Source organism: Photobacterium sp. DNB22_13_2 (genome assembly GCF_052873915.1).
Map to the genome: position 1 here is coordinate 171,664 of NZ_JBNNXU010000009.1, position 12,611 is coordinate 184,274.

13 protein-coding genes and 1 rRNA gene are annotated in these 12,611 nt (G+C 47.4%); 10 read left to right on the plus strand and 4 right to left on the minus strand.

Going from position 1 to position 12,611, the window contains the following annotated elements; genetic code table 11:
* Positions 1 to 14: 14 nt before the first annotated feature.
* Both ACVA58_RS15105 and ACVA58_RS15110 read left to right on the plus strand, forming a co-directional pair.
* The gene (locus ACVA58_RS15105) at positions 15 to 449 is read left to right on the plus strand and encodes an SRPBCC family protein (RefSeq protein ID WP_446511248.1); all 435 of its coding nucleotides are present in this window, start codon (positions 15 to 17) and stop codon (positions 447 to 449) included.
* Complete coding sequence (locus ACVA58_RS15110) at positions 439 to 765, plus strand: RnfH family protein (RefSeq protein ID WP_446511249.1); 327 nt, start codon at positions 439 to 441, stop codon at positions 763 to 765. The genes ACVA58_RS15105 and ACVA58_RS15110 overlap by 11 nt, the downstream gene beginning before the upstream one ends.
* Before the next feature lie 97 nt (positions 766 to 862).
* Here ACVA58_RS15110 and bamE read toward each other — a convergent pair whose 3' ends face one another.
* The 3 genes from bamE to nadK all read right to left on the minus strand — a co-directional run bounded on the left by bamE (position 863) and on the right by nadK (position 4,101).
* Positions 863 to 1,219 (minus strand): outer membrane protein assembly factor BamE, encoded by a 357-nt coding sequence (bamE, locus tag ACVA58_RS15115; protein ID WP_446511250.1) that lies wholly within the window; start codon positions 1,217 to 1,219, stop codon positions 863 to 865.
* Between the two features lie 139 nt (positions 1,220 to 1,358).
* Positions 1,359 to 3,026, minus strand: coding sequence for a DNA repair protein RecN (gene recN / locus ACVA58_RS15120; RefSeq protein WP_446511251.1), 1,668 nt, complete (start codon positions 3,024 to 3,026; stop codon positions 1,359 to 1,361).
* A 184-nt stretch (positions 3,027 to 3,210) separates the two neighbouring features.
* Positions 3,211 to 4,101 (minus strand): NAD(+) kinase, encoded by an 891-nt coding sequence (nadK, locus tag ACVA58_RS15125; RefSeq protein ID WP_446511266.1) that lies wholly within the window; start codon positions 4,099 to 4,101, stop codon positions 3,211 to 3,213.
* Between the two features lie 181 nt (positions 4,102 to 4,282).
* On the opposite strand from nadK, the gene grpE reads away from it, so the two are divergent.
* From grpE to dnaJ, 3 genes are all read left to right on the plus strand, one after another.
* A complete protein-coding gene (gene grpE, locus ACVA58_RS15130; protein WP_446511252.1) occupies positions 4,283 to 4,900 on the plus strand; it encodes a nucleotide exchange factor GrpE in 618 nt (205 codons plus the stop codon).
* Positions 4,901 to 5,109: 209 nt separating this feature from the next.
* Positions 5,110 to 7,035 carry a molecular chaperone DnaK gene (gene dnaK, locus ACVA58_RS15135; protein ID WP_446511253.1) on the plus strand — a complete coding sequence of 642 codons (1,926 nt, stop codon included), beginning with the start codon at positions 5,110 to 5,112 and terminating at the stop codon, positions 7,033 to 7,035.
* A gap of 87 nt (positions 7,036 to 7,122) precedes the next feature.
* Complete coding sequence (dnaJ, locus tag ACVA58_RS15140) at positions 7,123 to 8,268, plus strand: molecular chaperone DnaJ (RefSeq protein ID WP_446511254.1); 1,146 nt, start codon at positions 7,123 to 7,125, stop codon at positions 8,266 to 8,268.
* Positions 8,269 to 8,315: 47 nt separating this feature from the next.
* Here dnaJ and ACVA58_RS15145 read toward each other — a convergent pair whose 3' ends face one another.
* The gene (locus tag ACVA58_RS15145; RefSeq protein ID WP_446511255.1) at positions 8,316 to 8,708 is read right to left on the minus strand and encodes a type IV pilin protein; all 393 of its coding nucleotides are present in this window, start codon (positions 8,706 to 8,708) and stop codon (positions 8,316 to 8,318) included.
* 136 nt (positions 8,709 to 8,844) lie between these two features.
* On the opposite strand from ACVA58_RS15145, the gene ACVA58_RS15150 reads away from it, so the two are divergent.
* From ACVA58_RS15150 to ACVA58_RS15170, 5 genes are all read left to right on the plus strand, one after another.
* Complete coding sequence (locus ACVA58_RS15150; RefSeq protein ID WP_446511256.1) at positions 8,845 to 9,432, plus strand: pilus assembly FimT family protein; 588 nt, start codon at positions 8,845 to 8,847, stop codon at positions 9,430 to 9,432.
* The gene (locus ACVA58_RS15155; protein ID WP_446511257.1) at positions 9,419 to 10,027 is read left to right on the plus strand and encodes a PilW family protein; all 609 of its coding nucleotides are present in this window, start codon (positions 9,419 to 9,421) and stop codon (positions 10,025 to 10,027) included. The genes ACVA58_RS15150 and ACVA58_RS15155 overlap by 14 nt, the downstream gene beginning before the upstream one ends.
* Entirely contained in the window at positions 10,024 to 11,316 is a 1,293-nt protein-coding gene (locus ACVA58_RS15160; RefSeq protein ID WP_446511258.1) for a hypothetical protein, read from the plus strand. Before ACVA58_RS15155 ends, ACVA58_RS15160 begins: the two co-directional genes overlap by 4 nt.
* A complete protein-coding gene (locus ACVA58_RS15165; protein WP_446511259.1) occupies positions 11,306 to 11,755 on the plus strand; it encodes a type IV pilus modification PilV family protein in 450 nt (149 codons plus the stop codon). Before ACVA58_RS15160 ends, ACVA58_RS15165 begins: the two co-directional genes overlap by 11 nt.
* A gap of 394 nt (positions 11,756 to 12,149) precedes the next feature.
* Positions 12,150 to 12,611: ribosomal RNA gene (locus tag ACVA58_RS15170) — 16S ribosomal RNA — on the plus strand; the annotation flags it as partial.

Here is a 12,611-nt window from a genome sequence, read left to right on the forward strand (position 1 = left end):
CGTAAGGAGAAGCTATGCCTCAGATCAGTCGTTCTGCATTAGTACCATTTAGTGCAAAACAAATGTTTGAACTTGTTAATGATGTTGAATCCTATCCTGCATTCCTGCCGGGTTGCTCAGGGAGCAAAATCTTGGAAAGCTCTGAGCTGCATATGATGGCCGCTGTTGATGTGTCCAAGGCTGGGATCAAGAAGACATTTGTGACCCGTAATGATCTGACAGACAGTAGTTTGATCGCAATGCAGTTGGTCGATGGTCCCTTCAGCCGCTTGGTAGGTGGTTGGCACTTCACCGAACTCGATGCCGAGGCATGCAAGGTTGAGCTTAAGCTGGATTTTGAATTTACCAATGGTTTAGTGGAAGCGGCGTTTGGTAAGGTATTCCGTGATTTGACCAATAACATGGTGTCAGCTTTTACCCAGCGTGCACGAGAGATTTATGACTTCTGAAGATAAGTTGATCCATGTAGAAGTGGTGTATGCACTGCCTGATGTGCAGAAGGTGATCCGAGTGACGGTAACGCCGGACATGCAGGTGCAGCAAATCATCGAACAGTCCGGTGTACTGGCACTGTATCCTGAGATTGATCTTAAAAAGAACAAGGTTGGCATTTATAGCCGTAATGTGAAGCTGGATGCGACAGTGCATGATGGCGATCGCATCGAGATTTACCGCCCGTTACTGGCCGATCCGAAAGAGATCCGACGTAAGCGTGCGGAGCAAGCCAAACAAGAAGCGCTGGCAGCCAAGGGCGAGAAAGCCTAACCTCAGGCCACCTGATGTAAAAGACACAAATAAAAAGCTCGCCAATGGCGAGCTTTTTTGTTTCTAGCAACCAGATATTTTTGGTTAAGCAACAACCTTAGTTGAACTGCTCCATGAACTGAGGGCTTTTTTCGTAGTCCCCTTCAAGGCTAGTCAGCTGATTCTGGGCACTGAACTTCAGGATCAGGTTTTTCTGTTGTGGCTCTCCGTGACCAGGCTTGTGGTAGTAAACGTAATACCACGTATCTGGATACTCGGGTTCAACCAGCATCGGTGAGCCAAGCACGAACTGTACCTGCTCTTTGTTCATTCCATATCGAAGGGTGTCGATATCTTTCTGTTCCAGGTAGTTACCCTGATTAATATCAATTCGATAAACCAGTCGATCAACGACTGAACAGCCACCCAATAAACTGACCGCTAAAGTTACGGCAGCAAGGTTTTTCCAACTCATAGCATCCCGGCATGTTCGCTTTATTCTGCAGCGATGATAAACAACCCCCGAGCAGAAGTAAAAAAGCAGTAAAGAAAAAAACTGTAATTGAGACTGTAGTACAACCAATTAGTTGCACTGCCTGTTAAGTTTATTCTATTTATGCCGCAATCAGCAGCTCTTTCGCATTGGCCAGTGTGCGTTCGGTAATTTCACTGCCGCCCAGCAGGCGTGCCAATTCATTAACACGGGCGTCCTGGGTCAGTGGGTACATGTTGGTTTCGGTTTGTCCCTTGCTGGATTTTTTCGCCACGAACATCTGCTGGTGGCCACAGCCGGCGACCTGCGGCAAGTGGGTGACACACATTACCTGGGTTGATCCACCCAAGGTACGCAGCATCTTGCCGACAATAGCGGCTGTCGGTCCACTGATCCCCACATCGACTTCATCGAAAATCAGACTTGGGGTTTCGACTTTCTGGGCGGTGATCACCTGAATAGCCAGGGAGATCCGCGATAGCTCACCACCGGATGCGACTTTGCCAAGGGGCTGCAGAGGCTGTCCCGGGTTAGTAGACACCAAGAAAGTGATAGTATCGAAGCCTAGTGGGCTGAGCATACCTTCAGTATCGCTCTGGACATCAATCTTGAACACGCCGTTTTCCATGCTGAGTTGGTGCATGCTGTCAGAGATCTTCTTGTCGAGCTCCTTGGCGTAGCGCTGGCGGCTTTTGCTGAGTTTCTCGGCGCTGGCCAGGAATTTCTGGCGCAAGCTCTCGACATTTTCGGCGATTTCTTCCAAGCGTTCGTCACTGCAATCAAGCTGCTCTAGTTCTTTGAGCAGTTCTTGGTGCTTGGTGTACAGCTCATCCGGCATCACGTAGTGTTTGCGAGCCAGTGACATGATCTTGGCCAAGCGCTCTTCAAGGTACATCAGGCGTTGTGGATCCATATCCATGTTGTCGAGGTAGCTGCGTAGCTCTTGGCTGGCCTCTTGCACTTGGATAATGGCATCTTCGAGCATCTGAGGGATAGCACTTAGGTTGCTGTCGATATCTCCCAAGCCGGCGACTTCCTGGCAGGCTGTTTGTAGCATGTTCAGCGCGTTGCAATCTTCGTTGTCATACAGCATGGACAGTGCATTTTGGCTGGAAACAGCCAGTTCACCGCTATTGGACAAGCGCTTATGCTCTTCCTCAATCTCGGCAAATTCTTCTTCAGTCAGAGCCAGTTCGTTGAGCTCTTTGACTTGGTATTGGATCAACTGCTTCTGTGCTTCGTTCTCTTCTCGGTTTTGGACCAAGCGCTTGTATTCGTTGTTGGCCTGACGCCAGCGCTGGTAGTGGTTGCGGGTTTTTTCCATCAGATGATGGTGGCCGGCATACTGATCCAGCATTTGTTGTTGGTAATCCGGGCGCATCAGCTGTTGGTGGGCATGCTGGCCATGAATATTGATCAACAATTGGCCAAGGGCTTTTTGCTGCGAGGCGGGTACCGGACTGCCGTTGATGAAGCCACGCGAGCGGCCTTCTTTGGTAATGACACGGCGTAAGATGCACTCGTCACCATCAATCAGTTCGTTATCTTCCAGCCAGCGGCGGGCCGCTTGGTTATTCAGCAGTGAAAAGGCGGCAGAAATTTCTGCTTTGTCTTCATTTGGGCGAACCATGCAGGCTTCGGCGCGATCACCCAAACACAAGCCAAGTGCATCGATGGCAATGGATTTACCTGCACCCGTTTCACCGGTAATGGTGGTCATTCCCGGTTTAAGTTCAAATTCAAGGTTTTTGACAATAGCAAAGTTAGAGATCGTCATATGAGCCAGCATGTGTTCACCTGTTTAAATCAACACCTGTTTTTTTAAACAGTATATACTGTATCTACATACAGTAAAGTACTGTCGGTAAAAAATTGCCGGGAAAGTTTGATCTGAGTTAACGCTATGATAGTTAGAAACAAAAAAGCCAACCGAGAGGTTGGCTTCAGGAGCGGTTATTGATGCTGGTTCTAGCTTAGAATAATCGGCTCGACCAGCCTAGCTTGCCTCTTAGGACTTCGTAATAGCTGTAGTTCTTCGGGTGGATCAGCTTGAGGGTCTCAGGGCTCTGGTAAATATGAATTTCATCGCCAGGGCTGACAGGCAATGAAACCTGACCATCGCAGCTCACTTCCAGGGTACTACCGTTGGTTGGTGAAACCATTAATTTGATCCGGCTATTGCCATCGACGACCAGTGGGCGGCACGACAGGGTATGCGGGAACATGGGGACCAGTGAAATCGCATTGAGTTCGGAGGACAAGATTGGACCGCCACCGGACAGGGAATAAGCGGTTGAGCCCGTTGGCGTCGAAATGATCAGTCCGTCGGATCGCTGTGAAAAGGCGAAGGTATCATCAATGTAGACTTCGAACTCAATCATGTGGGCGATTTTGTCTGGGTGCAAAACGGCTTCGTTGAGGGCGGCATTACGACTTTTAATTAAGCCATGGCGGTGGACTTCCGCTTCTAGCAAAAAGCGTTTTTCGACCACATATTCGCCATTGAGCACTTGATCGAGTTCGTCTTCGAAGTTGTCGGGATCAAGATCGGTCAAAAAGCCCAGGCTGCCACGGTTAACACCAATCACTGCGATATCGAAACGGGACAATACCCGCGCTGCGCCCAGCATATTGCCATCACCACCGACTACGACGGCTAAGTTGGCTTTGTCGCCAATGGTTAGCAAGTCACAAAATACCGCTTTTGGCAGTGACAAATCGTTGGCTAATCGGTGGTCAACAAGTACGTCATAGCCTTTTTCAACAAGCCACTTGTAGAGGCTCATATGGGTCTGTAGGGCTTCGGGGTTACGGGGTTTGCCAATTATCGCGATAGTTTGGAAAACGCGTGTCATGTCCATGATCCGACAAATAAAGAGAAGGCCAGTATAGCCTCAGGATTGGACAGTTGTCGCGCATTGTGATCGATATCGGCTTGAATCATTGAACTTCATCCCCATAATATGCGCATAAGCGAGTTTTTTGGATAGAGCTGATTAATCTATCCCCCGATTGAAAACCATGATCTTGGCGGAGAGCAAAAGCATGAGCAACGAAGAGAAAAAAGTACAGGACGAACAGCTACAGCAAGATGTTGAAGCAGTTGAAACTGAATCTGCTGAGGAACAAGTGGTTGAGATGACCCTTGAAGAGCAGCAGGCAGCCCGCATAGCTGAGCTTGAAGCTGCATTGCTAACCAGTGATGCAAAAGTACGTGAGCAGCAAGATAGCGTATTGCGTGCCCGTGCCGATGTTGAAAACATGCGTCGCCGCAGCGAGCAGGAAATCGACAAGGCACGTAAGTTTGCCCTGAACAAGTTTGCTGAAGAACTGCTACCAGTTATCGATAACATGGAACGTGCTATCGAGATGGCAGACAAAAACGACGAGGCAATCAAGCCAATGGTTGAAGGTGTAGACTTAACCCTTCAGACCATGATGGGTACGGTTGAGAAGTTCGGTCTGAAGCAGCTAAACCCAATGGGTGAGGCCTTCAACCCTGAATTCCACCAAGCAATGTCTATCCAGGAAAGTGCCGAGCACGCGCCAAATACCGTGATGCTAGTGATGCAGAAAGGTTACGAGCTGAACGGTCGTGTGATTCGCCCTGCGATGGTCATGGTGTCAAAAGCGGCATCTGGCAACATCGATACCCAGGCGTAAGCGGGACTAGGATTAAACTGGCCCGCTCTAAGGCGGGCTTTTTAATTTTTTTTGATTTTTTTTCGATGTCGCCCTTGAAAACAATTTGGCTGCCCCTATTTAGTAGTCATACGACATCGTAAATCATTTTCTGCGGGTGATACCGCATTGTCAGTGGCGTTTAGATAACGGGCTGGCAAATAAGCTAAACGAATTTCGGAGAAAGCCTGATGGGTAAGATCATTGGTATTGACTTGGGTACAACTAACTCTTGTGTAGCAGTACTTGATGGTGACAAGCCACGTGTAATTGAAAATGCTGAAGGTGAGCGCACAACAGCATCTGTTATCGCATACACTCAAGATGGTGAAACTCTAGTTGGTCAACCAGCTAAGCGTCAGGCGGTGACAAACCCTGAAAACACGCTATTCGCAATCAAGCGTCTTATTGGTCGTCGTTTTGAAGACGAAGAAGTTCAGCGCGACATCGAAATCATGCCTTTCAAAATTGTTAAGGCAGACAACGGTGATGCATGGGTAGAAGCGAAAGGCCAGAAAATGGCTGCTCCTCAGGTATCTGCTGAAGTTCTTAAGAAGATGAAGAAAACAGCTGAAGACTTCCTTGGCGAAGAAGTAACTGGTGCAGTTGTTACTGTTCCTGCTTACTTTAACGATGCTCAGCGTCAAGCAACGAAAGATGCTGGCCGTATCGCAGGTCTAGAAGTTAAGCGTATCATCAACGAACCAACGGCTGCTGCTCTGGCTTACGGCCTAGACAAGCAAGGCGGTGACCGCACTATCGCTGTTTACGACCTTGGTGGTGGTACATTCGATATCTCTATCATCGAAATCGATGAAGTTGAAGGCGAGAAAACATTTGAAGTTCTAGCAACCAACGGTGACACGCACCTAGGTGGTGAAGACTTCGATAACCGCATGATCAACTACTTAGTAGAAGAGTTCAACAAAGAGCAAGGTATCAACCTTAAGAACGATCCGCTAGCAATGCAGCGCGTAAAAGAAGCGGCTGAAAAAGCGAAGATCGAACTGTCTTCTGCGCAGCAAACTGACGTGAACCTACCTTACGTTACTGCTGATGCGACTGGTCCTAAGCACATGAACATCAAAGTGACGCGTGCGAAACTAGAATCTCTAGTTGAAGACCTAGTTCAGCGCTCTCTTGAGCCACTAAAAGTTGCTCTTGCTGATGCAGACCTATCTGTAGGCGACATCACTGACGTTATCCTTGTTGGTGGTCAGACGCGTATGCCTATGGTTCAGGCGAAAGTAACTGAGTTCTTCGGCAAAGAGCCACGTAAAGACGTGAACCCAGACGAAGCTGTTGCTGTCGGCGCTGCTGTTCAGGGTGGTGTACTTGCTGGTGACGTTAAAGACGTACTTCTACTAGACGTTACTCCATTGTCTCTTGGTATCGAAACCATGGGCGGTGTAATGACTAAGCTAATCGAGAAAAACACCACTATCCCTACTAAGGCGAACCAGGTGTTCTCGACAGCTGAAGACAACCAGAACGCGGTAACTATCCATGTTCTACAGGGTGAGCGTAAGCAAGCGGGCTACAACAAGTCTCTTGGTCAGTTCAACCTTGAAGGTATCAACGCAGCTCCACGCGGTATGCCTCAAATCGAAGTAACTTTCGACCTTGATGCCGACGGTATCCTGCACGTATCTGCGAAAGATAAGAGCACAGGTAAAGAGCAGAAGATCACTATCCAAGCATCTAGCGGCCTGAGCGACGACGATATCGAGAAAATGGTACAAGAAGCAGAAGCTAACAAAGAAGCGGACAAGAAGTTCGAAGAGTTGGTAACTGCACGTAACCAAGCTGACCAGCTAGTTCACGGTACGCGTAAGCAAATCGAAGAAGCGGGCGATGCACTTCCAGCAGAAGACAAAGCGACTATCGAAGCAGCTGTAAACGAGCTTGAAGAAGCACGTAAAGGCGAAGATAAAGAAGCTATCGATGCTAAAGTTCAGGCGCTTATCGCAGCTTCTCAGAAGCTGATGGAAATCGCTCAACAGCAAGCTCAAGCGCAGCAAGCTCAAGAAGGTGGTGCTGAACAGCCACAGCAAGAGAAGCAAGACGATAACGTTGTTGACGCTGAGTTCGAAGAAGTTAAAGACGACAAAAAATAAGATAGTTAATTCATAATCTTATTTGAGCGCGGGCGTTGGAGGTTACTCTTGCGCCCGTAGCTGTATTAAGGCAGGTAACAGATCAGTATGTCAAAACGAGATTTTTACGAAGTTCTGGGCGTAAGTCGTGATGCGTCAGAGCGTGATATCAAAAAGGCCTACAAGCGCCTTGCGATGAAATTCCACCCTGACCGTAATCAGGGTGACGATCAAGCGGCTGAGAAATTCAAAGAAGTTAAGACTGCATACGAAATCCTAACGGATCCTCAGAAGAAGGCAGCCTATGACCAGTACGGTCATGCAGCCTTCGAACAAGGTGGTATGGGCGGTGGCGGCGGCTTTGGCGGCGGTGCTGACTTCGGTGATATTTTTGGTGATGTGTTTGGCGATATCTTCGGTGGCGGTGGCCGTCGTGGTGGTGGTCAGCAGCGCGCTCAGCGTGGTGCCGATTTGCGCTACAACATGGAGCTGACACTGGAAGAAGCGGTTCGCGGTTGCGGCAAAGAGATCCGTGTTCCTACCTTGGTTCACTGTGATACCTGTGACGGTTCTGGTGCTAAGAAAGGTACATCTGCAACCACTTGTGGTACCTGTCATGGCCAAGGCCAAGTACAGATGCGTCAAGGCTTCTTCGCGGTTCAGCAAACCTGTCCACACTGTCACGGTCGCGGTAAGATCATCAAAGATCCATGTGGCACTTGTCATGGTCAGGGCCGTAAAGAAGAAACCAAGACCCTGTCTGTTAAAATTCCAGCTGGTGTCGATACTGGCGATCGTATTCGTCTATCGGGCGAAGGTGAAGCTGGGGAATTCGGTGCGCCAGCTGGCGATTTGTATGTACAGGTGCATGTTGCTCAGCACAATATCTTCGAGCGTGATGGCAACAACCTATACTGCGAAGTACCGGTAAGCTTTACCATGGCTGCTATTGGCGGTGAGGTAGAAGTCCCGACCCTTGATGGCCGTGTGAACCTGAAAGTACCATCTGAAACCCAGACTGGCCGTATGTTCCGCATGCGCGGTAAGGGCGTGAAGTCTGTACGCGGTGGCGCAGTGGGCGACCTTATTTGTAAACTTGTGGTTGAAACGCCAGTGAGTCTAAGTGCTCGCCAGAAAGAGTTGCTTCAAGAACTTGAAGAGAGCCTAGGTGGGAAAAGTGCAAGTAAGCACAAGCCTAAATCTGAAGGCTTCTTTAATGGTGTGAAGAAGTTCTTCGATGACTTGACCGGTTAAGGCTAGTTTCGTCTTTGATAAAAAAGCCAGCGAAAGCTGGCTTTTTTTTACCAGCAGTCACTAGGAGTGGTTGCGCCATTTCCTTTTATGGACAGAGTACCGCAGCTGTCACCATCCTGTGGTCCTCCGTTTACTACGTTGCTGAAGATCTCGTAGGCGGTATGTGGCGGCAATACAGTTGTTGTAATGCTATAGGTATAGCGTGTTGCGTCAAAACTACATGTCGGACACTCACTTGCCGAGATAGCTCCACCTGTTAGGGTTCCTGTCCTCATTTGATCTTCGGCCCATAGTTGCATCATCACTAGGTTAGTTTTTGCCTGTGCACGATGGCTTTCCACTAAATGATGTGTGTAAGCCGGGTAGGCAATTGCGGCTAGAGTGCCAATAATAACTACCGCTATCATTAGTTCGATCAGAGTCACGCCTCGTTGCTTCAATTTTTCCTCCCGTTACTTTGTTATTCGAAATGCCTCGAACGATTATTTATTTAAAATAACCAGCTAGAGATGCAATGGTATCCTTCTATGTGTTGTAGATCTTTGGGGTATTATTGTCTTATTAGGTTTTTTGGAAATGACTCACATTGATGTATCGCAAGCTAAGCAACGAAAAAATCAAAGCTCCTACTTTGTCGTAGGCTTTACCTTAATGGAGCTGGTGATCTCGATAGCAGTGCTCGCTATCTTAGCTGCGGCGGCGGCACCTTCTTTCCAGACTTTGCTGGAACGCAATCGTGTAGTGCGCCTGGCTGAAGAATTGCAGGGGCTATTAATACAGGCAAAAGCAGAGGCGGTGATGAGAAGTGAGGAGTTGAATCTAGAACTGGTACGGGATGATGGGAATGATGTCACTAATTATCATTCTGATGGTGAATGGGTATTGGCGCTGTTGCCGGCGGCTATTTCCGGCACATCGATAACAGACAGTATTGATAATGCTTATTCTGTTATTCAAGGGGATGGATTTAAGCAAGTTAATCTTAAGGCCAGTGCCTCGGCCATTGTTACTTTCAGTCCTGTTAGGGGAACTTCTAATATTCATATTACTTACCAGATCTACGCGTCGGATCCGGCTAAAAGTATCGAGGCAAAAATGAACCGGATGACGGGGCGTATTTACATTTGTTCTGACTCGGGATCCTATGGTTATGCCATATGTTAATAAGCAATACGGTGCTTCGCTGGTGGAATTTGTCGTTGCCGCTGCCGTTAGCATGATTGTTATCACTAGTGTTGGGGCGGTGTATCTTTCCGGGTTTAAGGCTATATCAGAAAGGGCAAAGAACCTGTCTCTTCATCAGGATGTTAACGACGCAATGAGGCTGATGAAAGAAGAACTGGTAAGGGCTGGTCACAGTGGTGATACCGGGAGTGTCGCGATGCTGTCAGGATCGACCAACATGATCGAGGGGGGAGCTGATGAAATCGGTTTTGTCTATTTAGATGAAGATGCTGAGTGGCGAGGCATTAAGTTCCATAAAACGATCTCACCGGCTGGTACTGAAACCGTTCAAATGTGCCAACGACGTGAAACCTTATCAACGCCCTCTTTTTCTTATGCTGAACTATGTTCATCGGCGGAGGTCGCCGCAATACTTCCCTATAAACAACTCGAAGTGAATAGCTTCAATGTTGTCCGTAATATTGCTTCTACAGCAACGGCGACTAGTTACAAAATAACCCTGACGCTCAATGTAACCAATGGCATTCAATCTTACGAGAAGCAAACAAGTTTTTTGATAAGGAACTGGCAATGATACGTAAACAGCATGGAATGATGAGCCTACTCATTACAGCCATTATGCTGGTAGCGGCGCTTATGATGACTTTGGGAGCATCAAGAACAGTGTTTTATCAGATAAAGCGGGCCGATAATGAACTGGCGGAACGAAAGGCCTATTGGGCTGCAGAAGGTGGGCTCGAGTGTGCTTTTACTAAGGCTTCCGTTGATTTAGACCCGGCTATGCTTGATGACAGTACTTACCCCGGTTACCTTGCATCAGAATGCAAGACACCACTAGGACTCTCAATATTAAAGTTCCAATTAAGTGGAATGAATTACGATGTTATTTCTGAATACAGCACGCAGGGTATAAAGAAGCAATTAGCGAAGAGAATGGCATTTGATGCCAGTGCTCCCGGTGCACTTAAGTCAACAGCTGATCTTTACATTTATGGTTCGTCTGTATTTTCAACTCCGGATCCTACAGTGCTTGGGCCCTCAGGGTGGCAGTGTGTAGCGATAAATTATCAGCGCAACTTAACATCATTAGCTGGTGCCACTAATCAAGGGATACTCCATGGTGCTGCACCTTATCAAGGCTTTGATTCTCAGGGTTTCGATTGTGCTTCAACCCATATGACAAATGTATCCAGTGATTCTGGCTATCGTGCGGACTTCGTACAAACAACAGGCCTTGACCCGTTTTTTGACATGTTTAAGCGGGACAAGTCTGAATGGAATGCTGTGAGAATAGACACGGAGTGGGGGTTTTCAACGATTCACGCTTCAAAAACGGTTCCGATTTCGGGGGTAGATTACGGAATAGTTGAAAATTGCGGAGAGAAAATTGCGAGTAAAGTTGAAGTCGGAGTGTCCCACATCTGGGTAGAAGGTTCGTGTGAGCTAACTTCTGGTGCAGGTGGGGGAGTTGAGAAATTGTCTGAAGCTTTCACTAGTATGAATAATCCATCCACATTTCTAATGATTCACGATGGCATCTTCTCAGTTCAGGGTTCATTGAGTTTTCCGGGGATGCTGTATCACTTGACAACAGGCTTTACGCCAGTCGAAGCGCTTTGGGATGAGTTTGAAGCCAGCAGCTATTTTGGTAATTATTTACATTTCCCGACTTTGACAAAAGGTAACACCGTTTATTTTCAACGGGGTTCTTTTGCGTTTTCAGGTGGACAGATACTTGATACTGAAAGTTATGATGCCTACTTTGATCAGTCTCTTAACTTTGCTTTTAATAAGAATAATATTGATGATGTTACCATTGTATTGCCACCAGTTTGGATCGAGGGTTCCTGGCATGACTTCTAGACAAAAAGGTTTTAGTTTGCTGGAGGCGGTGATCTCTTTGACCGTACTGTCGGTGGGGGTGCTCGGGCTAATTCGAATGCAGAGTTATCTGGAACGAAAAACAGACTATGCACTTAACTCTCTTGAAGCTGTAGCTCTGGCTGAATCACAATTGGATCTGTATCGTACTCGTTCAACAAGCATTAGTGCAATTGGCACAATTTTGTTTGATGGCACTTCCATGGCTGCGGGAACTTACTCAGACAGTGGTTTGTCTGTTTCTGGCTCGGATTACAACTTTAACCGTCAAGTTGTGATCTCTGATTCGATGGTAATACCAGGAACGACATCTGCAGCGGCAAAGACTATCGAGGTGACGATCGACTGGACAGATCGCTGGGGTACGCTTCATGCAATAGAACTTAAGACAATGGTTTCTAGGTTTAGTGAATTTGGCTAGGAGTATGTTGGCCTTTGGGTAGGGGATTCAAAGATAGTATTTAGAATAAAGGCTCTTAATTGGGTGTTATAATGCTCTTGTTGCCTATATTTTGTCCGGGTGGGTCTTTTTAATGAAAAAACTTACTGAAAAGGCTTGCCAAGGATTTTATCTTCCCTATAATTTGCCTCCGTTGTCACGACGAAGCACTGAATTAGAGCTGTTGTGGCAAATATTGCTCTTTAACAATTTGACCATGCAATCTGTGTGGGCACTCGTGAAATGATAGTCAACAAAAGAATTATCAATGAAACTGAGTGACCAATACAAATAGTAAGTTTACTTATTATTTGGCACAGTCAATTCAATCATTACTTCGGTAATGGTTTAACAGTATTTCATTGAGCCAAAACTTTAATTGAAGAGTTTGATCATGGCTCAGATTGAACGCTGGCGGCAGGCCTAACACATGCAAGTCGAGCGGCAGCGACAACATTGACCCTTCGGGTGATTTGTTGGGCGGCGAGCGGCGGACGGGTGAGTAATGCCTGGGAATATGCCCTGATGTGGGGGATAACCATTGGAAACGATGGCTAATACCGCATAATCTCTTCGGAGCAAAGAGGGGGACCTTCGGGCCTCTCGCGTCAGGATTAGCCCAGGTGAGATTAGCTTGTTGGTGAGGTAAGAGCTCACCAAGGCAACGATCTCTAGCTGGTCTGAGAGGATGATCAGCCACACTGGAACTGAGACACGGTCCAGACTCCTACGGGAGGCAGCAGTGGGGAATATTGCACAATGGGGGAAACCCTGATGCAGCCATGCCGCGTGTATGAAGAAGGCCTTCGGGTTGTAAAGTACTTTCAGTTGTGAGGAA

Excerpts from the sequence above, each read along its gene's own strand:
- ACVA58_RS15165 (WP_446511259.1), top strand. The coding sequence starts at position 11,306 with ATGACTTCTAGACAAAAAGGTTTTAGTTTGCTGGAGGCGGTGATCTCT.
- recN (WP_446511251.1), bottom strand. The coding sequence starts at position 3,026 with ATGCTGGCTCATATGACGATCTCTAACTTTGCTATTGTCAAAAACCTT.
- dnaK (WP_446511253.1), top strand. The coding sequence starts at position 5,110 with ATGGGTAAGATCATTGGTATTGACTTGGGTACAACTAACTCTTGTGTA.
- dnaJ (WP_446511254.1), top strand. The coding sequence starts at position 7,123 with ATGTCAAAACGAGATTTTTACGAAGTTCTGGGCGTAAGTCGTGATGCG.
- ACVA58_RS15155 (WP_446511257.1), top strand. The coding sequence starts at position 9,419 with ATGCCATATGTTAATAAGCAATACGGTGCTTCGCTGGTGGAATTTGTC.
- bamE (WP_446511250.1), bottom strand. The coding sequence starts at position 1,219 with ATGAGTTGGAAAAACCTTGCTGCCGTAACTTTAGCGGTCAGTTTATTG.
- grpE (WP_446511252.1), top strand. The coding sequence starts at position 4,283 with ATGAGCAACGAAGAGAAAAAAGTACAGGACGAACAGCTACAGCAAGAT.
- ACVA58_RS15110 (WP_446511249.1), top strand. The coding sequence starts at position 439 with ATGACTTCTGAAGATAAGTTGATCCATGTAGAAGTGGTGTATGCACTG.
- ACVA58_RS15150 (WP_446511256.1), top strand. The coding sequence starts at position 8,845 with ATGACTCACATTGATGTATCGCAAGCTAAGCAACGAAAAAATCAAAGC.
- ACVA58_RS15160 (WP_446511258.1), top strand. The coding sequence starts at position 10,024 with ATGATACGTAAACAGCATGGAATGATGAGCCTACTCATTACAGCCATT.
- ACVA58_RS15105 (WP_446511248.1), top strand. The coding sequence starts at position 15 with ATGCCTCAGATCAGTCGTTCTGCATTAGTACCATTTAGTGCAAAACAA.